Consider the following 23,489-nt stretch of genomic DNA (forward strand, 5'->3'; position numbering starts at 1 on the left):
TCGCCTGGGCGTTCGCGCGCGGCGACGAGGTGATGGCCGTGCGGGACCGCTACACGCGGGAGCGTTGAGGCACGGTCGCCGGGTCGGCCGGGCGGTCACGGGTGACGTACTGCGGCACGGGTGCGTCGTCCTCGCCGGTGTCGCGGACGAGGCCGTAGCGGATCGCGCCGTCGGGCGGCCCGTAGTTGACGTCCTCGTTCACGTCGTCCCAGGTCGAGGGGAAGACGCTGAGGCCGTAGTCGGCGCCGCGTTCGTTCACGGTGAGGGTGACCGCGCCGTCGACGTAGAAAAATTCGTTCTGCCACATCTGCTGGGTGCCGGGCGGCGGTGCGGCGTAGCCGGTGGCCGTGCTGCCCATGCCGGTGGCGGAGCTGTCGGTGTCGCTGACGCGGTCGTCCATGCGGCGCCCGCCGCCCGAGGCGACGTGGAAGAGCTTGCCCTTGAGGCCGGTCCAGGTCGGCATGACGAGGGCGCCGGCCCGGTAGTGCGGGGAGATCTGCCAGCGGACCAGGACATAGCCCCGGCCGGTGAGGGTGACGCTGTCGCCGCGGTGGTTCATCACGGCGTGCGCGCCGCCGGTGCTGGTGAGCCCGGTCTCGGGGCGGCGCGGAAGGGCGGCGGGGCGCGCGTCGGGGTCCGGCGCCCGGTCGACGGCGTCGACGACCGTGCCGTACAGGTCGGCCTTCGTGACGGGGGGTGGCGGTGGGGTTGACGGGGCCGACGGGCTCGGTGGGGTGGGCGTGCCGGTCGCGGTCGGGACGACGGGGGTGGCCGCACGCGGAGGGCGTGGGGTGTCCTGCGGCGTCTGCGTGACGACGTAGGCGCCGCCCGCGGCGATCGTCGCCCCGGCCGTCACGGCGACGGCCGGTTTGGTGAGCGCGGTCATGACCTTGGCGGACCAGCCGACGGAGGTCGCGGCCACGGCGGTCTTGCCGCCGAACGCCAGCGACAGCGTGAACCCGGCCGGGAGCGGGACGAGCGCGATACCGACGAGCAGCCGTTCCGCCGGTACGACGGATTCGCGGGCGTCCGAGCAGTAGCCGCAGCCCCGGATGTGCCGGGCGAGCCGCTTGCGCCACACGGAGTCGGGCCGCCCGGGCCAGCGGGCGGTCAGCTCCCGCAGGGCCGGGCAGGCGCCGTCCAGGGCGCGGACGATGCCCCGGGCGGTCTCCAGCCGTTCCTTCATCCGCTGGACGCGGACGGCGGCGTGCCGGCGGGTGATGCCGACGGCGGCGGCCAGTTCGCGCCGGGTGAGCTCGCCGGCGACCTCCAGCCACCACAGCGACAGCAGCTGCCGGTCGTCGGCGTCGAGCCACCGCACGGCCTCGGCGACCTCACGCCGCTGCCCCTCCAACTGGAGCCGCAGCACGGTGAGTTCGGCGAAGTCGGCGGCGTCGGAGGGCACTTCGTCGGCGGGCGCGGTGGGGCGGCTGCGCCGGGCCCGGTCCCGTATCTGCCGCATGGCGATCGCCACCAGCCAGGACCGGAAGCTGTCCGGGTCGCGCAGCGAGCCCAGGTTGTCGACGGCGCGCAGCATCGTCTCCTGGACGACGTCGTCGACGTCGGCGTGACCGTTCAGCGCGCGGCCGACGATGTTGTAGACCAGCGGCAGCCAGCCCGCGACCAGCTCGTCCAGCGCCCGCCGGTCCCCGGCCTGCGCCGCCGCGATGGTCGACCGCCACTGCCGCCCGTCCACCTCAGTCCTCTCCACTCTCATCCGACGCCCGCACGCACCTTCTCAGTCCGACCTGTGCTTCTGGCTATGCCAGGGGTCACACCCCGCTCGGAGACGGGGCGGGGGCGCGCGGATAACAGTTTTTCGGCGACGCTTCCGCCCGACGCGTTCCCCTAGGGCCGATCCCGGACAACGCCCCTGCCCGGACGGGCAGTTGTGCCGGGGTCGCACCAGGGCCCGGGGTCCTCCTCGCCGACGATCCGGGGGTGGTCGTACCGCATGAGGATGATCAAGACCGCCTCGCCCATCACAGCAGGAGTCGCTGATGCGCCCGCTCTCCCGCAGAACCGTCCTCGCCGCCTCCGGCGCGCTCGCCCTCGCGGCGGGACCCCTTGCCCCGTCCGCGTCGGCGGCACCGTCGCCGCCTCCCGCTCCCGGACCGGACCGGAAGGCCCTGCGGGCCGCGATCCAGGGACTGCCCGACGCGGACGCGACCGCCGCGCTGGTGCGGATCGGCGGCAGGGAGGGCCGCTGGCACGGCAGTTCGGGCGTGCGGGACCTGGTCGGTGGCCGGGCGGCGGATCCGGACGGCCGGTTCCGGGCGGGTTCGACGACGAAGGTGGTGACGGCGGCGGCCGTGCTGCACCTCGCGGCCGAAGGGCGGGTCGACCTGGACGAGCCGGTGCAGCACTGCCTTCCCGGGCTGCTCGGCGAGCGGTTCAAGCTGCCGATCGCGGTACGGCAGTTGCTGAACCACACCAGCGGCATCCCGGCGGGCGACGGCTTCGCCGACCCGTACGCCCACCGCTTCGACACCCTGCCGCCGGAGCGGCTGGTGGCCTCGGCGGCGGCGAAGGGGCCGGAGTTCGATCCGGGCGACCGGCAGCACTACCTCAACATCAACTACACGATCCTCGGCATGCTGATCGAGCAGGTGACCGGGCGGTCGTACGCCCTGGAGGCCACCCGGCGCGTGCTGCGCCCCGCCGGGATGCGGGACACGTACTTCCCCGGCACCGATCCGCGCATCCACGGCCCCCACAACCGGGGTTACCAGGCGTTCGCGCAGGCGGACGGCTCGACGCGGCTCGTCGATGTGACGGAGTGGAACCAGGCGGACCGCTGGGCGGCCGGCGACATGATCTCCACGACGGCGGACCTGGAGCGGCTGATCACCGCGCTCTTCGGGGGCCGGATTCTGCCGCGGCCGCAACTGGAGGAGATGTTCACCCTCCCGGCGGGCCTCACCAAGGCCTCGTACAGCGCCGGCCTGCAACTGCACGAGGTCGGAGGCCGTGAGTTCTGGTTCAAGTCCGGCGCGCGGTACGGCTACAGCACGGCGATAGCCGCCGACCGCGAGCTGAACCGGACCCTCGTCTACTCGGTGAACGCCACCGACGCCAAAGACGAGTCGATGAATCCGGTCACCGCGCGGATCGTGCAGGCGGCCGTCACATAGGCGTGCTTCCACATAGGCGTGCTTCAAGGCAGGCCCGGTTCGTGGTCACCCGCCTCCGCGCAGCACGCGGGACAGCCCCAGGGCCGCCGTGCGCACCGCGGGGGCCAGTTGGGCCGGGCGGAAGCGGCTTCGGGGTACGGCGACCGAGAGGGCGGCCACCGTGGTGTCGCCGGCGAAGACGGGGGCCGCCCGCGCCGGGACCCCCTGCCCGCCGGTGCGGACGCTGTTCGACGCCGGCGGCGATCTGGAGACCGCCTACGCCGTGCAGCAGCTGAACGTCCGGCGCGGCCAGGACGCCGGCCGCCGGATCGTCGGCCGCAAGATCGGCCTGACCTCCGTGGCCGTACAGCGGCAACTCGGCGTGGACCGTCCCGACTTCGGGGCGCTGTTCGCGGACATGACCGTGCCCGACGGCGGTGAGGTGCCCGCCGGGCGGCTGCTCCAGCCCCGGGTGGAGGCCGAGGTCGCGCTCGTGCTCGGCCGGGATCTGCCGCACCGGGAGTGCACGGTCGTGGACGTGCCGCGGGCGGTCGACTTCGCGCTGCCCGCGCTGGAGATCGTCGACAGCCGCGTCTCCGACTGGGACATCTCCCTGGTCGACACGGTCGCGGACAACGCCTCCTGCGGCCCGTACGTCCTGGGCGGCAGGCCCGTCCCGCTCACCGGCGTCGACCTGCGCGCCGTGACGATGACCATGACCCGGGTCGGCCGGACCGTCTCCGAGGGCACCGGCGCCGACTGCCTCGGCAGCCCCCTCAACGCCGCCGTCTGCTGGCGTCGGCGCTCGCCGAGCGGGGCGAGCCGCTGCGCGCCGGCGACCTCGTGCTCACCGGGGCGCTGGGCCCGATGGCGCCCGTCGCACCCGGTGACGTGTTCGAGGCCCACATCTCGGATCTCGGCTCCGTGGGAGTCGCGTTCTCATCACAAGCGCCGGAAGGAGACCACCGTTGAGCACGAAGATCGCCGTCATCGGCTCCGGCAACATCGGCACCGACCTGATGATCAAGGTGCTGCGGCTGTCGGAGCGCCTCGAAGTCGCCGCCATGGCCGGGATCGACCCGGACTCCGACGGCCTGGCCCGCGCCCGCCGCCTGAAGGTCGCCACCACCCACCGGGGCATCGAGGGCCTCGTGGCGCTGGACGAGTTCGCCGACGTCGAGATCGTCTTCGACGCGACCTCGGCCGGAGCCCACCGCCACCACGAGGCGGTACTGCGCCCCCTCGGCCGCACCCTCGTCGACCTCACCCCGGCCGCCCTCGGCCCGTACGTCGTCCCACCGGTCAACGGCGACGCCCATCTCGACGCCCCGAACGTCAACATGGTCACCTGCGGCGGCCAGGCCACCATCCCCATCGTGGCCGCGATATCTGCCGTCACCCCGGTCCACTACGGCGAGATCGTCGCCTCCATCGCCTCCCGCTCCGCCGGTCCCGGCACCCGGGCGAACATCGACGAGTTCACCGAGACGACCGCCTCCGCCGTCCAGCGGGTGGGCGGCGCCGCCAAGGGCAAGGCGATCGGCCTGGCCGGATCCAGCGTCAACTACGGCGTCGGCGCCCACACCGACTGGGAATGGATCGAGGCCGTCACCGGCGTCGTACGCCACGCGATCCCCACGACCCTGCTGCTGCCCGGCATCGGAACGGTCCACGATCTCAAGCAGGCGCACTCCCTGGGCGTCCGCTCGGTGCGCGTCGCCACCCACTGCACCGAGGCCGACATCTCCGCCCAGCACATCGCCGCCGCCCGCGAGCTGGGCATGGACGTCGCCGGGTTCCTGATGATGTCGCACATGGCCGAGCCCGCCGAACTCGCCCGCCAGGCCAAGCTGATGGAGTCGTACGGCGCCCACTGCGTGTACGTCACCGACTCCGGCGGCCGGCTCACCATGGACGGCGTCCGCGACCGCTTCCGCGCCTACCGCGACGTCCTCGACGCGGCCACCGAGCTCGGCATCCACGCCCACCACAACCTCGCCCTCGGTGTCGCCAACACCGTCGTCGCCGTCGAGAGCGGCGCCGTACGCGTCGACGCCTCACTCGCCGGACAGGGCGCGGGCGCGGGCAACTGTCCGCTGGAGGCGTTCGTCGCGGTCGCCGACCTCATGGGCTGGGAGCACGGCTGCGACCTGTTCCCGCTGATGGACGCCGCCGACGATCTCGTACGACCGCTGCAGGACCGCGAGGTGCGGGTGGACCGCGAGACGCTGAGCCTCGGCTACGCGGGCGTGTACTCCAGCTTCCTGCGGCACGCCGAGGCCGCCGCCGCCCGGTACGGCCTGGACACCCGCGGCATCCTGGTCGAGGCCGGACGGCGGGGCATGGTCGGCGGCCAGGAGGACATGATCACCGACATCGCCCTGGACCTGGTGGGCGACGTCAGTCGTCCGGGACCCCGAAGCCGCTGAGCGCGGGCACGGTCTCCTCCCGGTGGGCGAGGGAGCGGGGTGCCGCCGACCTGATGTTCCGGCTCGTCCAGCCGGGCTGAGGACACCTTCACCTGAGCCGGCGCAGGCGGGGGGCGTAGCCTGGAAGCGGTTTCAGGACCGTTCCGCCCGGCCGCTCGGTGGGATGCCTGGCCGGAGAGTCGATCGTCCACTGAGCGAGATCAGGCAGGTGCCATGAACTGCGGTGAGTTCGTAGAGCTGGTGACGGCCTTTCTCGACGGCGCCATGGACGAGCCGACCGAGCTGCGTTGCCTCACGCACCTGGCGGAGTGCGACGGCTGCGAGACCTATCTCGACCAGTTCCGGCAGACCGTCGCGGTCCTGGGCGAGCAGCCCGCTCAGAGCCTGCCCACCGAAGCGCGCGACCAACTGCGGGGCGCCTTCCGGGCCTTGTGGCGCGACTGACGGACCTTCATGACCCCCGATGTCCTTACCGGGACATGAACAAACCGGCCGCTATACGATCGCACCCCCTGAGCTGCCCTAGGCTGACGCTCCCAGTTGACAGCCGGCAAGGAGAGAGACGCATGGCGGGCGCACGCGAACTGCCCCCGGACGAGGTGCTGGTCCAGCGGCTGCGTGACGGCGACGAGGAGACGTTCGCCCTCGTGCTGGACACCTGGTCGGGCAGCATGCTCCGGCTGGCCATGTCGTTCGTGTCCACCAGGGACTCCGCCCAGGAGGCCGTCCAGGACACCTGGCTGGCGGTCATCAAGGGGATCGGCGACTTCGAGGGCCGTTCGTCCCTGAAGACCTGGGTGTACCGGATCCTGGTCAACACGGCCAAGGCGCGCGGCACCAAGGAGAGCAGGACGGTTCCCTTCACCAGCCTGCTCCCGGAGGAGGAAGGGCCGACGGTGGACGCCGACCGGTTCCGCGCCCCCGGCGAGCCCTACGCCGGGCACTGGGCCGTCGGGCAGAAACCGCAGCCCTGGCACATTCCCGAGGACCACGTGCTGCGCGGCGAGGTCCGCGAGGTGATCGCGGAGGCGATCGACGAACTCCCGCCCCGCCTCCGCACGGTGATCACACTGCGCGATGTCGCGGGGTACGGCTCGGAGGAGGTGTGCGACCTGCTGGAGATCTCGCCGGGAAACCAGCGCGTCCTCCTGCATCGGGCGAGGGCTTTGTTGCGCCGTAAACTGGAGAAGTACTTGTCCGGTGCTCATGACGTCGCTGGTGGGAGGGGACGAGCGTGAACTGCAACGAGTTCGTGGAGCTGGTGACCGAGTTCCTCGACGGCGCCCTGCCCGAGGACGACGAGCGGCGCTTCATCGAGCACTTGGCGGAGTGCTCCGGGTGCGAGACGTACCTCGACCAGTTCCGTCAGACGATCGCCACGACGGGCGAGCTGACCCCGGACGGCATCTCGGCGGACGCCAGGCAGCAGTTGCTCAGCGCGTTCCGGGACTGGCAGCGCGAGTAGCTCCGGCAGGGGTCTTGTAACGCTCGTGCGGCGCGCCCGCTCTGAACGTCCATGACTCTGCTCAGAAGACTGTTGTTCGGCGTCGTCGCCGGACTGCCCGGCGGCGCGATCGTCGCGCTCGTCACCAACCCGCCGTGGCTTCCCTGGGCCGCGCACGCGGTGGTACTGGGCGCCGTGCTCGGCCTCCTCTTCGGCGCGCACCGGCAGAGCAACGGCTCGGCGTTCGCCGTCGGCCTGCTCATCGGCCTGCTCGACTGGGTGACCTGGACCCTCACCCTCGTTCCCGTTTTCGAGGGGCAGCGGCCGTCATGGGCGATCGCGGTGGCCGTGTCGCGCTTCCCCGAACTCGTCGGCGCCGCCCTGTTCGGCGCGACCGCCGGGCTCACCTTCCACGCCCTGTCGACCTGGCGCCCGCCTCGCCCCGCGCCCCAACGGGCCAAACCCCACGTGGTGATCACCGGTGGCGGTTTCGGCGGGGTGGGGGCCGCGCGCGAACTGGACCGGCGGATCGGCCGCGGGCTCGACGCTCATGTGACGCTGATCAGCGACTCGAACTTCCTGCTGTTCACGCCGCTGCTGGTCGGCGTCGCCTCCAGCACGGTGGAGGCCAGGCACGTGAGCGCGCCGGTGCGTGCCGGGCTCGACCATGCCTCCTTCCTGCACGGGCGGGTGGTCCGGATCGACACGCGGACGCGCAACGCGTACGTCTCCGCCGGCAAGGAGGGCATGCTGCGTGTGCCGTACGACCATCTGGTCCTGGCGGTCGGCGGGGTGCCGCACTTCTTCGACCTGCCGGGCGTGGGCGAGCACGCCTTCCCGATGAAGTCCGTCGAGGACGCCACCAGGCTGCGCAACCAGGTGCTGAGCGCGCTGGAGCGGGCCGACCTGGAGCCGGACCCGGCCGAGCAGGCCAGGCTGCTGACGTTCGTGGTGGCCGGCGGCGGATTCGCCGGGACGGAACTGGTGGCCGAACTGTTCGACCTGGTGCACGACGTGCTCCACTTCTATCCACGGCTGCACGGGCTGCGGCCCAGGTTCGTGCTCGTGCACTCGGGCGAGCGGCTGCTGCCGGAGCTGTCGCCGCGGCTCGGCCTGTACGCGCAGCGCAAACTCGGCGGCCGCGGCATCGAGTTCCGCCTCGGCACGCGCGTGAGCAAGGCCACCGCTGAGGACATCACGCTCGACTCCGGTGAGAGCATCCCCACCCGCACGCTGGCCTGGACGGCCGGCAACCGGCCCAACCCGCTGGCCCAGCAGGTGATGCGGGGACCGCTCGTGGTGGAGCCGACCATGCGGATTCCCGGCGCATCCGGCCTGTGGGCGCTGGGCGACTGCGCGCGGATCCCCGACGCGGCGGGAGGGTTCCACCCACCGACCGCACAGCACGCGATCCGCGAGGGCAGGGCGGTGGCGCGCAACATCGCCGCGGTCCTGCGCGGTCGCCGTCCCGAGCCGTTCCGCTTCGGCGGGCTCGGCGTACTGGTCTCGCTCGGGCACCGCACGGCGGCCGGCGAGATCGGCGGGCGGCGGGTCTCCGGATTCCTCGCCTGGGTCCTGTGGCGCTCGGTCTACCTGAGCAAGCTGCCCAGCACGGAGAAACGGCTGCGCGTACTCGCCGACTGGACCCTCGACCTGGTGTTCCCCAGGGACATCGCCCTCTCCAGCAAGGATGACCGTCATGCGTAACGCCGGATTCGGAGCCTTCGCCGGGCTCGCGGGAGGACTGGTCTTCGGCGAGGTGATGGTGCTCATCGGGTACCTGCCCACCGTCGCGGCCATCGTCAGAGCCGACTCGCCCGTCGTGGGCTTCACCGTCCACCTGCTGATCGCGGCGATCATCGGGGCCGTCTTCGGCGCGCTCGTGTCGGGTCGGCACGAGCTGCTGTTCTGGGGACTCGCGTACGGCGTGCTGTGGTGGTTCCTGGGGCCGTTGACGCTGCTGCCGTTCCTGCTGGGCAGGTCGGTGGCCTGGGACGTGGCGACGGCGCAGGCGCTGATCCCCAGCCTGCTCGGCCACCTGGCCTACGGAGCGGTCACGGCCGCCGTCCTCGCCCTGCTGTCGCGCGGGGAACGGCGGTTCCGTCCCGGTCTCCTGGTGCGGGCGTCGGCGTCCGGGCTGGTGGTCGCCCCGGTGCTCGGGCCGGGCTGGCAGGGGCTGCTCGTCGGCGTGCTGGTCGGCGCGTCCTACGCCGTGGTCTTCGGCGACCCCGGCGACGGTGGTGGCCCCGCCCTGATCCGCGGTGCCGCCTTCGGCTTCGCGTGGTGGGTGCTGTGGGCGGTGACGGTCTCGCCGCTGCTGGACGGCCGGGGGCTGGAGTGGACGCCGGCCGCGGTGCGCACCGCCGTCGAGTCGCTGCCCGGCTACGTGTTGCTCGGTGCCGGTACGGCCCTGCTCACCGGCTGGCTGGGCGGCCTGTCGCGGGCGGTGTTCTCCGACGACGTACGGCACTCCCTGGAGGGGCGCCTCGCCGGTGGGCGGGTCATCTCGATCTGGCACGGGGTCGTCGCCGGACTGGCGGGCGGGGTGATCTTCACCGGTGTCATGGTCGCCGTGGGCTATCTGCCGGTCGTCGCCGCCTTGGTCGGCTCGCAGTCGCCGTTCGTGGGCCTCGTCATCCACCTGCTGATCTCCCAGGTCGTCGGCGTGACGTACGCGGTCTTCTTCCGCCGGCGCAGCTTCGACCCGGCGTCGGGGATCGGCTGGGGTGTGTCGTACGGCTTCCTGTGGTGGGTCCTGGGCAATCTGACGCTGCTGCCCCTGCTGCTCGGCTCGGAGCCCCGGTGGAGCGCCGCCGCGCTGGCCGTGTCCTTCCCCTCCCTCGTCGGCCACCTCGCCTACGGCGCCGTCCTGGGCCTGGTGTACCAGCGGCTGGAGGAGCGGGTCGGCCCGTGGCACCTGCCCCGCAGTGAGGCGACCGCGGTCCGGGCGGCCGCGCGGCACGAGCAGACGCTGAGCGCGGCGCCGGCGTTGTGGAGCCTGATCACGTGCGTGGCCCTGCTCATTCCCATCCTGGTTTCCTAGACAGAACCTGGAAAGCCGTGGGGCGGGTGGCAATGCCACCCGCCCCACGGCTTTCCAGCGCGAACTGGTCCGTCAGGCAGGCTGCTTCAGCTCGGCCGCGCCGAACGACACGCTGAAGCGCTCACACCAGATCGTCACCGTGGAGAACTTGTTCAGGTCGGTGCCGGCCGGGATGGCGTAGTTCTGGTTGCCCTCGTTGCCCTTGAGGTCGCCGAGGTCGACGTACTGGCCGTCGTCGAGGTTGCCGCCGCCGTCCTGCCTGACCGGCTGGTCGCTGAGCCACACGTGCAGGGCCGGGCCGTCGGACGTGCGCAGGTCCGTCAGACGCAGCGTCGCCTTGCCGTCCGCGAGCTTGTGGATCTCCACCGATCCGCTGGTCTCGTGCTCGTGGGAGATGAACGTACCGCTCGCCAACTCCTTGGCCGTGCCCCCCTGCTGGGCGGCGGCCGCGGGCGGCGCCTCATCCACGCGGTTGGTGGTGAACAGCCGCCAGGGCTCGAAGAGGTAGAGCCCGACAGCTGCCGCGACGACGACCACGGCGGTGGTGATCCAGAGGACGGGACGCTTGTTTCGGCGCATGAGGGTTTCCGTTTCCGTTTCTCGTTCGGGTGTTGGCATTCAGAGACGGAAAGAGCGGCGAACGTTACAGATGAACGCCCGCCGCTCTGCGACGTCTTCGTCAGCAGTTCTCAGCGGGGCGCGGCCGCTCAGCCTCGACGGCGTGCGCGGCCCGCGCGCGGCGCAGCTCGTCGGCCTCGTCGCGGACGGCGTCGAGCCGGACCTCGAGCATGCCGACACGTTCGCGGTAGCGCTCCAGCTCGGCCCGGACGAATTCGGCGTCCGCCACCTGGCGGGCCGTCTCCTCGCGGATCGCGGCGGTCTCCTCGGCGAACTTCTGCTGCCCGGCGTCGAGTTCGGCGATGGCCAGGTCGGCCGCCTCCTCGGCGAGCGTGGCACGCTCCTCGGCGGCCAGGATGCGCTGCGCGGAGGCGCGGGTGACCGTCTCGATCCGGGCCTCGGCCGCCGCGGAGTCGGTGATGATCGCCAACTCCTCTATGTAGGAGGGCAGTTCGGTGGCGAGCTGCTTGATGAGCGCGACGAGGTCGTCGCGTGACTGGGCGGCACGGTCGTTGTCGACCACCGGCATCGCCGCCATGGCCGCCATCGCCTCCATCTCGCTGTGCACGGCTTCCATCGGCGCGGGCTCGGACGCCCCGTCGGCGGGGGCCTGCCCATGCTGGTGCGGCACCACTTCGGCGCCGGGGACCTGCCCGGACGCCTGGGGTACGGCTTCGATGGTGGGCCAGGCGTGCCCGTCGACCGGCGCCTGGGCCGCCATCGCCTCCTCCTTGGCCGCCTTCTTGGCCTCGGCCGCCGCGCGCTTGTCCTCCTTGCGCTGCTGCCGCTTGGCGCGGAACTTGCGGAACGCGCCGAGCGCGTTGTGCTCGGGGTGCCCGCAGTAGCGGGACGCCGGCCCCTGCGCGTCGGGGGCGGCGGGCTCGGGCGGATTGGTGCACCCCGGGTAGGCGCAGGTCGGAACGGTCTCGACGGTGTTCTCGGCGGTCATTTCTCGGCCTTTCGTTGCTGACTGGGCGATGGCTTGGGCGATGGCTTGGGCGATGACTTGGACGCTGACTGGTTGCCGACCTGGCGCCGACTCAGCGGTATTCCGGGTTCTCGAAGTCGAACCGGCACCCCGCGTCCCACTGCGACCGCTGGTTCCCGTGCGCCGGAATGCCCCCGGCGTCCTTGAGCAGCCGTGCCAGATGCAGCAGGTTCCACGTCATGAACGTGGTGTTCCGGTTGGTGAAGTCGTTGGCGGGACCGCCGGAGCCCGGATCGAGATACGAGGGTCCTGGCCCAGCCTCCCCGATCCAGCCCGCGTCGGCCTGCGGCGGGATGACGTACCCCAGGTGCTGCAGGCTGTACAGGATGTTCATGGCGCAGTGCTTGGCGCCGTCCTCGTTGCCGGTGATCAGACAGCCGCCGACCTGCCCGTAGTAGGCGTACTGACCGGCGTCGTTGAGCAGGCCCGAGCAGGCGTAGAGCCGCTCGATGACCAGCTTGGCGACCGAGCTGTTGTCGCCGAGCCAGATCGGCCCGGCGACGACGAGGATGTCGGCGGCCATCACCTGCTGGTAGATCGACGGCCACGCGTCGCGTTCCCAGCCGTGCTCGGTCATGTCCGGCCAGACGCCGGTGGCGATCTCATGGTCGATCGGCCGCAGGTGCTCGACCCGCACGCCCTGCTTCTCCATGATCCGCGAGCTGAGGTCGATCAGGCCCTGCGTGTGGCTGCGCTCCGGGCTCTTCTTCAGCGTGCAGTTGAGGAACAGTGCACGCAGGTCGTCATGGCTCATACTCCTCAGTGCGACCGGCCCGCCGAACGTTACAAGTCAGCCGGGAAGTTGAGCCCCGAAGGCGCCGGCCCGCGGGAAATCCTCGTCACGCGGCCTGTGCGCCCCCCTCACAACCCCACAATCCCGTTCCACCGCCGCGCGAACTCCACCCGCTCCTCCGCCTCGATGTCCCGCGCGATCGCCAGGCGTGCCCGCATCGCGGTGTCCGGGAAGATCAGGGGGTCCTCGGCCAGTGCGGCGGTCTCCTCGTCCTTGGCGGAGGCCAGGACGTCCTGGGCGGCCGGGACGGGGCAGACGTAGTTGACCCAGGCCGCCAGCTCCGCCGCGACCTCCGGATCGTAGTAGTGGTCGACGAGCCGCTCGGCGTTGGTCTTGTGGGCGGCGAGGTTGGGGATCATCAGGGACTCGGACCAGAGTTCGGCGCCTTCCTCCGGGACGACGAACTCGATGTCCGGATCGTCCGCCTGGAGCTGGATCACATCGCCGGAGTAGGCCTGGCAGGCCAGGACATCGCCGCTGGACAGGTCCTTGATGTAGTCGTTGCCGGTGAAGCGGCGGATGTGACCGCCCTTGACCCGTTTCTCGACCTGGTCGCACATCCGGTGGAAGTCGTCCGCCGTCCACCGCGTGATGTCGACGCCGTCGCCCTGCATCAGCAGCGCGAACGCCTCGTCCAGCCCGGACAGCAGCGTGACCCGGCCCTTGAGGTCGTTCGCCCACAGGTCGGAGACATGGCGGATCTCCCGGCCCAGCGCCCGGCGGTTGTAGGCGATGCCGGTGATGCCGGACTGCCACGGCACGGTGAACTTGCGGCCGGGGTCGAAGGCCGGTGAGCGCAGCAGCGGGTCCAGGTACCGCGTGACGTTCGGCTGGCGGGCGCGGTCCATCTCCTGCACCCAGCCCAGCCGGACGAACCGGGCGCACATCCAGTCGCTGATGACGATCAGATCGCGGTCGGTGGACTGGTGGTTCATCAGTGCCGGGCTGATCTTGCCGAAGAACTCGTCGTTGTCGTTGATCTCCTCGACGTAGTCCACGGCGATGCCGGTGCGCCGCTCGAAGGCCTCCAGCGTGGGCCGCTTGCGGCCGGAGTCGTCGGTGTCGATGTACAGCGGCCAGTTGGCCCATGTCAGCCGCCGGTCGCGGGCGGAGAGGTCGGCGGCCGCCCGGTCGCCGGGTGCCACGTACGCGGCGGGCACCCCGCAGCCGGCGAGCGCGCCGAGCGCGGCACCGCCGCCGAGGGCGCGCAGCAGGGTGCGGCGGGACAGCGCGGGTGTGTTCCGAGGTGGGAGGGCCATTCTTGCAGCATGCCGCCGATGCCGGGGGAGGGACAATGGACGCTGCGTCGAGCCCACCCGCGCAGCGCAGACACCCTGTCGATGCCTCGACTACACCGCCCGGACACACCACGGCCCCGGACGGTCCGTCCTCCGTCCGGGGCCGAGTTTTCGACAGGGCGGGCCCTGTGCGCAGAGCGCTACGCCTCCAGCGACGTCATCACGTGCTTGATCCGCGTGTAGTCGTCGAAGCCGTACGCCGACAGGTCCTTGCCGTAGCCGGACTTCTTGAAGCCGCCGTGCGGCATCTCGGCGACCAGCGGGATGTGGGTGTTGATCCACACGCAGCCGAAGTCGAGCTTCTTCGACATCCGCATGGCGCGGCCGTGGTCCTTGGTCCAGACGGAGGACGCGAGGGCGTACTCGACGCCGTTGGCGTACTCGACCGCCTGGTCCTCGTCCCGGAAGGACTGGACGGTGATGACCGGGCCGAAGACCTCGTTCTGGATGATCTCGTCGTCCTGCTTGACGCCCGAGACGACGGTGGGCGCGAAGAAGTAGCCCTTGTCGCCGACGCGCTTGCCGCCGGCCTCCACGCGCGCATGCGCGGGCAGCCGCTCGATGAAGCCCTCGACCTGCTTGAGCTGGTTGGGGTTGTTGAGCGGCCCGTACAGCACGTCCTCGTCGTCCGGCTGACCGGTCTTGGTGTCGGCCGCCGCCTTGGCGAGGGCGGCGACGAACTCGTCGTGGATGGCCTCGTGCACCAGGACGCGGCAGGCCGCCGTACAGTCCTGACCGGCGTTGAAGAAGCCCGCCACGGAGATGTCCTCGACGGCCTTGGCGATGTCGGTGTCCTCGAAGACGACGACCGGTGCCTTGCCGCCCAGCTCCAGGTGGACGCGCTTGACGTCCTTGGCCGCGGACTCGGCGACCGACATGCCGGCGCGCACCGAGCCGGTGATGGATGCCATCGCCGGGGTCGGGTGCTCGACCATCATGCGGCCGGTCTCGCGGTCACCGCAGATGACGTTGAAGACGCCCTTGGGCAGGACGGAGCCGATGATGTCGGCGATCAGGACCGTGGAGGCGGGGGTCGTGTCCGACGGCTTCAGCACGACCGTGTTGCCCGCGGCGATCGCCGGGGCGAACTTCCACACGGCCATCATCATCGGGTAGTTCCACGGCGCGACCTGCGCGCAGACGCCGACCGGCTCACGGCGGATGATCGAGGTCAGTCCGTCCATGTACTCACCGGCGGAGCGGCCCTCCAGCATCCGGGCCGCGCCCGCGAAGAAGCGGATCTGGTCGACCATCGGCGGGATCTCCTCGGAGCGGGTCAGCCCGACCGGCTTGCCCGTGTTCTCCACCTCGGCCGCGATCAGCTCCTCGGCGCGCTCCTCGAACGCGTCCGCGATCTTCAGCAGGGCCTTCTGCCGCTCCGCCGGGGTCGTGTCCCGCCACGCCGGGAACGCGGCCTCGGCGGCCGCCATCGCGGCGTCGACGTCGGCCTGCCCGGACAGCGGGGCGGTGGCGTACGCCTCGCCGGTGGCCGGGTTCACCACCTCGGTGGTCCGTCCGTCGGCGGCGTCCCGGAACTCTCCGTCGATGTAGTTGCGCAGACGACGCAGCTCGGTGCTCACTGCCGGCCCTCCAAAGTCGGGTGTCCAATCACTGAGACACCCACCCTAATCGGTAGTCCCACGATTTCAACACCCCCCGATGCGCCAGATCTGCGATATCCGCAAGCTAGGAACTCGTAAACAACGGATTTCATCGCTTCGGCCTTGCGAAACTGTCGGAACGTCGTGCACAGTGTGGCCGTGGCCAGTCGAAGCGCAGAGCAGAGGAACTCGCGGGATCTCCGCGAGTCCTTCCGTGAGTCCTCCCGCGAGTCCAGGAACGGCAGCCCCCAGCTGGACGCCGTCTCCCTCGCGATCATCGAGCAGCTCCAGGAGGACGGCCGCCGGCCGTACGCCGCCATCGGCAAGGCCGTGGGCCTGTCCGAGGCGGCCGTGCGCCAGCGCGTGCAGAAGCTGCTCGACCAGGGCGTGATGCAGATCGTCGCCGTCACTGACCCGCTCACCGTGGGTTTCCGCCGTCAGGCGATGGTCGGTATCAACGTCGAGGGCGACACGGAGTCCGTGGCCGACGCGCTGACCGGCATGTCGGAAGTCGAGTACGTGGTGATGACCGCGGGCTCGTTCGACATCCTCGCCGAGATCGTCTGCGAGGACGACGACCACCTGCTGGACGTCATCAACAAACGCATCCGGGCCCTGCCCGGGGTGCGCTCCACCGAGAGCTTCGTCTACCTCAAGCTCAAGAAGCAGACCTACATGTGGGGAACCCGATAACCGTGAGTACCAAGGACCTCAGCAAATCCGCGTACGACCACCTGTGGATGCACTTCACCCGCATGTCCTCGTACGAGAACTCCCCCGTGCCGACGATCGTGCGCGGTGAGGGCACCTACATCTACGACGACAAGGGCAAGCGCTACCTCGACGGTCTGGCGGGTCTGTTCGTGGTCCAGGCCGGTCACGGCCGCGTCGAACTCGCCGAGGCCGCCGCCAAGCAGGCGCAGGAGCTGGCGTTCTTCCCGGTGTGGTCCTACGCCCACCCGAAGGCCGTCGAGCTGGCCGAGCGCCTCGCGCACCACGCCCCCGGCGACCTGAACAAGGTCTTCTTCACCACCGGTGGCGGCGAGGCGGTCGAGACCGCCTGGAAGCTCGCCAAGCAGTACTACAAGCTCAAGGGCCAGCCGACCAAGTACAAGGTCATCTCCCGCGCGGTCGCCTACCACGGCACCCCGCAGGGCGCCCTGTCCATCACCGGCCTGCCCGCCCTGAAGGCCCCCTTCGAGCCGCTGGTCCCGGGCGCGCACAAGGTGCCGAACACCAACATCTACCGCGCCCCGATCCACGGCGACGACCCCGAGGCCTTCGGCCGCTGGGCCGCCGACCAGATCGAGCAGCAGATCCTCTTCGAGGGCCCGGAGACCGTCGCCGCCGTCTTCCTGGAGCCGGTGCAGAACGCCGGCGGCTGCTTCCCGCCGCCGCCCGGCTACTTCCAGCGGGTGCGCGAGATCTGCGACCAGTACGACGTGCTGCTCGTGTCGGACGAGGTCATCTGCGCCTTCGGCCGCCTCGGCACGATCTTCGCCTGCGACAAGTTCGGCTACGTCCCGGACATGATCACCTGCGCCAAGGGCATGACCTCGGGCTACTCCCCGATCGGCGCGTGCATCGTCTCCGACCGCATCGCGGAGCCGTTCTACAAGGGCGACAACACCTTCCTGCACGGCTACACCTTCGGCGGCCACCCGGTGTCGGCCGCGGTGGGCCTGGCCAACCTCGACCTGTTCGAGCGCGAGAACCTCACCCAGCACGTGCTGGACAACGAGGGCGCCTTCCTCTCCACCCTGCAGAAGCTGCACGACCTGCCGATCGTCGGCGACGTCCGCGGCAACGGCTTCTTCTACGGAATCGAGCTGGTCAAGGACAAGGCCACGAAGGAGACCTTCAACGACGAGGAGACCGAGCGCGTCCTGTACGGCTTCCTGTCCAAGGCGCTGTACGACAACGGCCTGTACTGCCGTGCCGACGACCGCGGCGACCCGGTCGTCCAGCTCGCGCCGCCGCTGATCTCCAACCAGGAGACGTTCGACGAGATCGAGCAGATCCTGCGGGCCACCCTGACGGAGGCGTGGACCAAGCTCTGATCGTCGTCCTGGATGATCAACACCGGCCCCGGTGCCGTCCGTTCGAGTGAGAACGGCGGCCCGGGGCCGTGTGCTGTCCGGGAGCCCGGTGGCCGCTGCCTAGCGTGCCCAGTGACCGATCGGCCCAGCCTTCGTTCCCCCGCACGAGGGACCTGGCACGGCACATACGGATCAGAACTGAGGTGTACGCCGATGGTGGCTCCGCCGGACAACGACGTCCTCTGGGCACGCGCCCTGCACTTTGCGCACCACGACGGCTCCCCGGCGCTCAGCGGCGTCTCGCTGGCCGTCCAGGAGGCCGAGATCCTCGCCGTCACCGGCCCGCGCGGCAGCGGCAAGAGCACGCTGCTGGCCTGCCTGTCCGGCCTGCTGCGCCCCCGCGACGGCGAGGTCTGGTTCAACAGCGTCCCCGTGCACACCATGGGCCCCGTCGCCCGCGAGCGGCTGCGCCGCGACCGGTTCGGCTGGATCGACCCCGCCCCCGTCCTCGTACCGGAGCTGAACGCCTGGGAGAACGCCGCGCTCCCCCTGATGCTGCGCGGCACCAGCCGGCGGCGCGCCAAGAAGGTCGCCCTGGAGTGGCTAGACCGCCTCGACGTCGGCGACTGCGCCGGCCGGCGCCCCAACGAACTGCGGCAGGCGGAGCGGCAGCGGGTGTGCATCGCCCGCGCGCTGGCCCCCGCGCCGACGGTCCTCTTCGCCGACGAGCCCACCGCCCCGCTGCACCATGCCGACCGAGGGCACGTGCTGCGCACGCTCACCACGGCGGCCCGCTCGCACCGGCTCACGGTGGTCCTGGCCACCCACGACCCGCAGACCGCGGCTCTCGCCGACCGTACGGTCTCCCTCCTGGACGGGCGGTGCGTCACCACCGTGCACCTGCCGCCGGTCGCCGAGGCGGAAGGCCGGGCCGCGTGCTCGCTCTCCGTCTGACCCGCGGCGCCCACCCGGCCGTCCAGCTGCGCCGCCTGCTCGTCGCGGCGGCCTCGGCCGGCACGGGTTTCCTGCTGCTGTGCACCCTCGGCTACGCGCTGGGCCACCCGGACGATCCCCCCGCCGCCGTGCTGCGCCTCGCCTGGTGCGCGGTCCCCCTGGCCGCCACGGTCCACTTCGCCGTCGCCGTCGCACGCACCGACCCCGGCACCAGCCCACGCCCCGGCCTGTCGGCGATCGGCCTGGGTCCGGCCCGCCTCATGGCCGTCTCGGCCACGACGACAGCCCTGTCGACGACCCTCGGCTCGATGCTGGCCCTCCTCTTCTTCCTCCACCTGCGCGGGGACCTCACGGGCATGCCCTTCGACAGGGCGGCGGCCCAGTTCCTCGCGGCGGAACAGCCCCTCCCGGTTCCGGCAGCCCTGACCCTGCTGTCGCTGGTCCCGGCAGCCGCGTCCCTGTCGGTGGCCGTCGTGCTGCGCCCGCGCGAGACGAGCCCGGCACGCACGCACGGCGCGCGGCGGGCGTTCGGCCGTTTCGGGGCGCGGGGGCGCACAGGGACTCGGGAGACGTTCGGGGCGTACGGGCGTTTCGGCGCGCACCTGAGGCAGGGGGTGAGGAACGACCCGCAGCCAACCCCGGCGGCCGCCCCCGAGCAGGACCCCGCCCGGCCTGCCGCGGACGCCCCGACACCCGACACCCCCGAAACCCCCGGCAAGCGCCCCAACCCCACGGCCGCCCTCCCTTGGGGCATCACCATCGCCGCCGCCGGCCTCTCCGTGGAGGCCTACGCCGGCCACACCACCGCCACCACCGACATGCCCGGCGGCCTCACCAGCGGCCCCGTCGGCGTCCTCCTCGGCTGGCTCCTCACCGCCATCGGTCTCGCCGTCGCCGGTCCCGGCCTCACCCACCTGTGCGGCCGCCTCCTCCAGACCGCCCGCCCCGGCGCCCTGCGCCTGCTGGCGGGCCGCGTCCTGATGGAGGAGTCCTCCCGCATCGGCCGCCCCCTCGGCATCGTCTGCGCGGTCGCGTCCGCCGCCTACGCCATGGCCGCCCTGCAGAACCCCGACGGCCCCACCTTCGGCCCTCTCACCACCCTCGGCGCGCTCCTCGTCGCCGGCTGCACCCTCGCCACCCTGCTCACCGCCGCCGTCGAGGCCAAGCACGCCCGCGCCGACACCACCGCCGCCCTGCTCCGCCTCGGCGCCCCCGCGACCATGCTGCGCGCCGCCGCCACCCTGCGCGCCGCCGCCCTGGTCGCGCTGTTCGCCCCGCTGACCCTGCTCGTCGCGGCCCTCGCCGCACAGCCGCTGAGCCACTGAACGCCCGCACGAAAAAAGTGCCCGCCCGGCGATGAGTTCCGCACCGCTCCCGGGTCTACCCCACCGAACGGCACCACACCGATGGGAGAGACCGCAGATGTACCAGCAGATGATCTTCGTGAACCTGCCCGTGAACGATCTCGACGCCGCGAAGAAGTTCTTCACGGAGCTCGGCTACTCGATCAACCAGCAGTTCAGCGACGAGAACGCGGCGTCCGTCGTGATCAGCGACACCATCGTCGCGATGCTGCTCACCAAGCCGTTCTACGCGACGTTCACGCAGAAGGAGATCGCGGACGCCACGAAGACCAGCGAGGTACTGCTGTGCCTGAGCGCGGAGAGCCGCGAGAAGGTCGACGAACTGGTCGAGAAGGCGGTCGCCGCCGGCGGCACCGCGTCGGAGAAGGTGCAGGACCAGGGGTTCATGTACGGCCGCGCCTTCGACGACCTGGACGGCCACACCTGGGAGGTCGTGTGGATGGACCCGGCGGCCGTCGAGGGCTGAGCGAGGCGCGCGCCTAGCATGGGCGGGTGCACTCCACACCACCCGCCCACGCCACCCACACCGCCTCCCACGACCGCGAGATCGAGTCACTCGCCGAGTTCGACGAGGTCGTCGCCGCCCAGGGCACCCTCGCCCGATTCCGCGTCCAGGCCGTCGACCTGACGGCCCGTACGGACGCCCTGCTCGCCGTCGACGTCACCGGCGCCGTCTTCCTCGGCTGCCCCATGACCGACGCGGCCGCCACCCGGGTCGCCGCCGCCGGCGCCCTGGTCTTCCCACCCATACCGGACCTGCCCTTCGACCCGTACCGCGGCTTCGTCCACACCCCCGACGAGCTGTTCGACGGTCTGGAGAAGGGGTACGAGGGCACACCGGACGCCCTGTCCTACGCCTGGTTCCAGCAGACCAAGGCCGACGGCGACGTCTTCGCGTCGATGCTGCGCGCCGTCCACGACGACGCCATCTCCGACGCGCTGGACGAACTCCTCGTCGGCGCCCGGGTGGTGGGCGTCATGGGCGGGCACGCGATGGCACGCGGCACGGAGGCGTACGCCGGTGCCGCGCGCCTCGGCCGTGAGCTGGCGCGCGCCGGGTTCACCGTCGCGACCGGCGGCGGCCCCGGCGCGATGGAGGCGGCGAACCTCGGCGCCTACGCGGCCCCGCACACCGACGACATGCTCGACCAGGCGCTCCAGCTGCTGGCGAAGACCCCGACGTTCGTACCGTCCATCACCGACTGGGCCCGCACCGCCTTCGAGGTGCGCGACCGCTGGCCGGACGGCGGCCCGTCGGTGGGCATCCCGACCTGGTTCTACGGCCACGAGCCGCCGAACGCCTTCGCCGCGCACATCGCCAAGTACTTCGCCAACGCCACCCGCGAGGACGGGCTGCTGGCCCGCTGCACCTCCGGAGTGGTGTTCCTGCCGGGCGCCGCCGGCACCGTACAGGAGATCTTCGACAACGCGACCCCGAACTACTACGAGTCGCGCGGCGAACCCACCCCCATGGTCCTGGTGAACCGCGAGCACTGGACGGACCGGCTGCCCACCTGGCCGTTGCTGCGGTCCCTCGCCCGGGAGCGGTCGATGGAGGCGCGGATCGCCCTGGTCGACCGGATCGAGGACGCTCCGGCAGCGTTGAAACGTCTCGGCGGTTAATAAGCGGGCAAAGCCAATGCGCAGGACGCGCAGATGGATTGACACTGCTTATGGAGCGCTTATAAACCTGTGAGCCTCCTGGGGGCGATGAGCCCCGGCCGTCGCTGTCGTCTCATCTCCCCCTCAGCCCCCCGCAATTGCGCAACTCATGAAGGACAAACGTGTCCATAACTCGCCGTAACGCACGTCGTTCCGTGCGTATCCTCGGTGTCACCGCCGCCTCCGCCGCGCTCGCGCTCGGCGCCGCGGGCAACGCGCTCGCCTGCAACATCGGTGATTTCTCGGCCGAAGCCAAGTGCGACGGCAACAAGGGCGTCATCACTGTCACGGACGTCGACCCGGCCGGTGTCCCGGCGACCGTCACGGTGTATCTGCAGAACAACAACGCCGACATCAAGAAGGTCGGCGAGCAGGAGGTCAAGGGCTCGCGCGAGGGCACCACGATCACCTTCGCCGAGGACTGGAAGCCGGAGGCCACGTACCGCATCCACGTCAAGGCCGCGCCCTACGTGGACGCGGACATCGAGCCCAACCTGGTCACCCCGGCCACCGCCTGCACGGCCAAGGACACCCCGACGCCGACCCCCACCCCGACCGAGACGACGCCGGAACCGTCGGTCACCCCCTCGACCCCGGCCGAGTCCGGTACGCCGACCCCGGCGCCCTCCGAGGACGACAGCACCCCGCCCGCGGACACCGCGAGCAACGCCCCGTCGCCCGCGGCCGGTGACTCCAACCTCGCCGAGACCGGAGCGAGCTCCAACACCGGCCTGATCGCCGGCATCGCGGCGGCGCTGGTCGTCGTGGGTGGCGGCGCCGTGTTCTTCGGCATGCGCCGCCGTGGCGCGAACAACAACCGCTGACTCCCGGCGCACGGCACGAACAACGATGGCCCGTCCCCTCACCGGGGGCGGGCCATCCGCCGTACGACACCCGCCCGCAGCACGTCAACCACCTGCCGTACGTGGCTCTTCGCCGCACGCCAGCCATCCGCCATCCGACAGCCACCCGCCGCATCGCAGCCAACCGCCGCACCCCGGCCTCATCGCCGCACGCCAGCCATCCGCCATCCGACAGCCACCCGCCGCATCGCAGCCAACCGCCGCACCCCGGCCTCATCGCCGCACGCCAGCCAACCGCCATCCGACAGCCACCCGCCGCATCGCAGCCAACCGCCGCACCCCGGCCTCATCGCCGCACGCCAGCCAACCGCCGCACCCCGGCCTCATCGCCGCACGCCAGCCAACCGCCGCACCCCGGCCTCATCGCCGCACGCCAGCCAACCGCCGTACGTCGGCTCGCCACACGGCAACCGTCGCCCTGGAGGGCCGTCGCCGTATGGAGGGCCGTCGCCGTCCTCCCGGTCGCTCAGCCGAACGTCGCACGCTCCAGCCAGAACTCCAGCAACTCCCGCTCCCCCAGCACCTCCACCTCCGCACTGTCCAGCGGCAGCCGCCGGTAGAACGCCAGCAGCACCGAGGTGAGCGGCCCGCGCAGCGCCACCGTCGCCTTCTCGTGCCCGCGCCGCCAGATCACGCCCTCGTCGGTCAGCTCGACCAGCCACTCGGCGTTCAGCTCCGGCCCGGCGTCGGTGGCGTGCAGATGGATGCTCTTGCCCGGCCCGCGCAACTCCTTCGCCGCCTCGTGCGGCGCCACCCGCTGGATGAACTGGACGATCTCCAGCCACTCGTCGACCGCGTCCGCGGCCACATCCCCCGCGACCTCGTACGGCAGTCCGGCGGCCAGCGCGGCGTCGGCCCGGTGAACGGTGATCTCGTGAGTCATCCGGCGCGCCCAGAAGCCGGAGTCCGGCACCCCGGCCCAGCTCCACACACTGGCGGCCGGTCCCGCCTCCCGCAGCGCGCTGACGGCCAGGTCACCGGAGTCGGCCAGCCAGGCGTCCAGCGCCGCCGCGTCCCCACGGGCCTGCGGCCCGCTCCCGCCCGGCACCTGGTCCGTCGGGACCATCTCCTGTGCCCGGGTGCGCACCAGCAGGTCGACCCAGCGCAGGGCGCCGCCCACATGCCGCACGAGCTGCTCCAGGGACCAGTCGGGGCAGGTCGGCACGGTGGCCGACAGATCGGCCCCCGAGGTCACGACAGACCTCAGCAGCCCCACCTGATGGGCCATTTCGTCGCAGTAACGGTCATGTGCGAGTCGGGTCATGCCCGCACCCTACGAT

21 protein-coding genes and 2 pseudogenes are annotated in these 23,489 nt (G+C 71.5%); 15 read left to right on the plus strand and 8 right to left on the minus strand.

Annotation, left to right across the window (positions count from 1 at the left end):
* Positions 1-49: 49 nt before the first annotated feature.
* Complete coding sequence (locus I2W78_RS10015; RefSeq protein ID WP_196458821.1) at positions 50-1,717, minus strand: sigma-70 family RNA polymerase sigma factor; 1,668 nt, start codon at positions 1,715-1,717, stop codon at positions 50-52.
* A 283-nt stretch (positions 1,718-2,000) separates the two neighbouring features.
* On the opposite strand from I2W78_RS10015, the gene I2W78_RS10020 reads away from it, so the two are divergent.
* Entirely contained in the window at positions 2,001-3,134 is a 1,134-nt protein-coding gene (locus I2W78_RS10020) for a serine hydrolase domain-containing protein (protein ID WP_196458823.1), read from the plus strand.
* Positions 3,135-3,179: 45 nt separating this feature from the next.
* Here I2W78_RS10020 and I2W78_RS10025 read toward each other — a convergent pair.
* Positions 3,180-3,338: pseudogene (locus I2W78_RS10025) on the minus strand (IclR family transcriptional regulator); the annotation flags it as partial.
* On the opposite strand from I2W78_RS10025, the pseudogene I2W78_RS40355 reads away from it, so the two are divergent.
* The 7 genes and pseudogenes from I2W78_RS40355 (at position 3,295) to I2W78_RS10060 (ending at position 10,029) form a co-directional block, all read left to right on the plus strand.
* Positions 3,295-4,085: pseudogene (locus tag I2W78_RS40355) on the plus strand (2-keto-4-pentenoate hydratase). The pseudogenes I2W78_RS10025 and I2W78_RS40355 overlap by 44 nt on opposite strands.
* On the plus strand, positions 4,082-5,542 hold the full coding sequence (gene dmpG, locus I2W78_RS10035; RefSeq protein WP_196458827.1) for a 4-hydroxy-2-oxovalerate aldolase: 1,461 nt from the start codon (positions 4,082-4,084) through the stop codon (positions 5,540-5,542). Before I2W78_RS40355 ends, dmpG begins: the two are co-directional and overlap by 4 nt.
* Before the next feature lie 213 nt (positions 5,543-5,755).
* On the plus strand, positions 5,756-5,986 hold the full coding sequence (locus tag I2W78_RS10040) for an anti-sigma factor family protein (protein ID WP_196458829.1): 231 nt from the start codon (positions 5,756-5,758) through the stop codon (positions 5,984-5,986).
* Positions 5,987-6,108: 122 nt separating this feature from the next.
* The gene (locus I2W78_RS10045; protein WP_196458831.1) at positions 6,109-6,780 is read left to right on the plus strand and encodes an RNA polymerase sigma factor; all 672 of its coding nucleotides are present in this window, start codon (positions 6,109-6,111) and stop codon (positions 6,778-6,780) included.
* On the plus strand, positions 6,777-7,007 hold the full coding sequence (locus I2W78_RS10050; RefSeq protein ID WP_196458833.1) for an anti-sigma factor family protein: 231 nt from the start codon (positions 6,777-6,779) through the stop codon (positions 7,005-7,007). Before I2W78_RS10045 ends, I2W78_RS10050 begins: the two co-directional genes overlap by 4 nt.
* Positions 7,008-7,058: 51 nt before the next feature.
* Complete coding sequence (locus I2W78_RS10055; protein WP_196458835.1) at positions 7,059-8,693, plus strand: NAD(P)/FAD-dependent oxidoreductase; 1,635 nt, start codon at positions 7,059-7,061, stop codon at positions 8,691-8,693.
* Positions 8,686-10,029: a hypothetical protein gene (locus I2W78_RS10060; protein WP_196458837.1), complete on the plus strand. Its 1,344-nt coding sequence runs from the start codon at positions 8,686-8,688 to the stop codon at positions 10,027-10,029. The genes I2W78_RS10055 and I2W78_RS10060 overlap by 8 nt, the downstream gene beginning before the upstream one ends.
* A 72-nt stretch (positions 10,030-10,101) precedes the next feature.
* Here the strand turns inward: I2W78_RS10060 and I2W78_RS10065 are convergent, their stop codons facing one another.
* The 5 genes from I2W78_RS10065 to I2W78_RS10085 all read right to left on the minus strand — a co-directional run bounded on the left by I2W78_RS10065 (position 10,102) and on the right by I2W78_RS10085 (position 15,306).
* Entirely contained in the window at positions 10,102-10,608 is a 507-nt protein-coding gene (locus I2W78_RS10065) for a DM13 domain-containing protein (RefSeq protein ID WP_196458838.1), read from the minus strand.
* 100 nt (positions 10,609-10,708) lie between these two features.
* Entirely contained in the window at positions 10,709-11,596 is an 888-nt protein-coding gene (locus I2W78_RS10070) for a hypothetical protein (RefSeq protein ID WP_196458839.1), read from the minus strand.
* Between the two features lie 91 nt (positions 11,597-11,687).
* Positions 11,688-12,389 (minus strand): flavodoxin family protein, encoded by a 702-nt coding sequence (locus I2W78_RS10075; RefSeq protein ID WP_196458840.1) that lies wholly within the window; start codon positions 12,387-12,389, stop codon positions 11,688-11,690.
* Between the two features lie 107 nt (positions 12,390-12,496).
* Positions 12,497-13,687, minus strand: a complete 1,191-nt coding sequence (locus I2W78_RS10080) for a polyamine ABC transporter substrate-binding protein (protein WP_196458841.1) — start codon at positions 13,685-13,687, stop codon at positions 12,497-12,499.
* Positions 13,688-13,866: 179 nt separating this feature from the next.
* The gene (locus I2W78_RS10085; RefSeq protein ID WP_196458842.1) at positions 13,867-15,306 is read right to left on the minus strand and encodes a gamma-aminobutyraldehyde dehydrogenase; all 1,440 of its coding nucleotides are present in this window, start codon (positions 15,304-15,306) and stop codon (positions 13,867-13,869) included.
* Between the two features lie 165 nt (positions 15,307-15,471).
* On the opposite strand from I2W78_RS10085, the gene I2W78_RS10090 reads away from it, so the two are divergent.
* From I2W78_RS10090 to I2W78_RS10120, 7 genes are all read left to right on the plus strand, one after another.
* Positions 15,472-16,020, plus strand: a complete 549-nt coding sequence (locus I2W78_RS10090) for an Lrp/AsnC family transcriptional regulator (protein ID WP_196458843.1) — start codon at positions 15,472-15,474, stop codon at positions 16,018-16,020.
* Entirely contained in the window at positions 16,005-17,387 is a 1,383-nt protein-coding gene (locus I2W78_RS10095; protein WP_196458845.1) for an aspartate aminotransferase family protein, read from the plus strand. Before I2W78_RS10090 ends, I2W78_RS10095 begins: the two co-directional genes overlap by 16 nt.
* A gap of 192 nt (positions 17,388-17,579) precedes the next feature.
* The gene (locus I2W78_RS10100; protein ID WP_196458847.1) at positions 17,580-18,320 is read left to right on the plus strand and encodes an ABC transporter ATP-binding protein; all 741 of its coding nucleotides are present in this window, start codon (positions 17,580-17,582) and stop codon (positions 18,318-18,320) included.
* Complete coding sequence (locus I2W78_RS10105) at positions 18,302-19,645, plus strand: hypothetical protein (protein ID WP_196458849.1); 1,344 nt, start codon at positions 18,302-18,304, stop codon at positions 19,643-19,645. Before I2W78_RS10100 ends, I2W78_RS10105 begins: the two co-directional genes overlap by 19 nt.
* Positions 19,646-19,742: 97 nt before the next feature.
* The gene (locus I2W78_RS10110; protein ID WP_196458851.1) at positions 19,743-20,150 is read left to right on the plus strand and encodes a VOC family protein; all 408 of its coding nucleotides are present in this window, start codon (positions 19,743-19,745) and stop codon (positions 20,148-20,150) included.
* Positions 20,151-20,176: 26 nt separating this feature from the next.
* Positions 20,177-21,307, plus strand: a complete 1,131-nt coding sequence (locus I2W78_RS10115; RefSeq protein WP_196458853.1) for an LOG family protein — start codon at positions 20,177-20,179, stop codon at positions 21,305-21,307.
* A 161-nt stretch (positions 21,308-21,468) separates the two neighbouring features.
* Positions 21,469-22,170 carry an LAETG motif-containing sortase-dependent surface protein gene (locus I2W78_RS10120; RefSeq protein ID WP_196458855.1) on the plus strand — a complete coding sequence of 234 codons (702 nt, stop codon included), beginning with the start codon at positions 21,469-21,471 and terminating at the stop codon, positions 22,168-22,170.
* Between the two features lie 505 nt (positions 22,171-22,675).
* Here I2W78_RS10120 and I2W78_RS10125 read toward each other — a convergent pair.
* Positions 22,676-23,473 (minus strand): maleylpyruvate isomerase family mycothiol-dependent enzyme, encoded by a 798-nt coding sequence (locus I2W78_RS10125; RefSeq protein ID WP_196458857.1) that lies wholly within the window; start codon positions 23,471-23,473, stop codon positions 22,676-22,678.
* Between the last annotated feature and the right edge of the window lie 16 nt (positions 23,474-23,489).

It is taken from the genome of Streptomyces spinoverrucosus (assembly GCF_015712165.1).
In the GTDB taxonomy this organism is placed as follows: Bacteria; Actinomycetota; Actinomycetes; order Streptomycetales; family Streptomycetaceae; genus Streptomyces; species Streptomyces spinoverrucosus_A.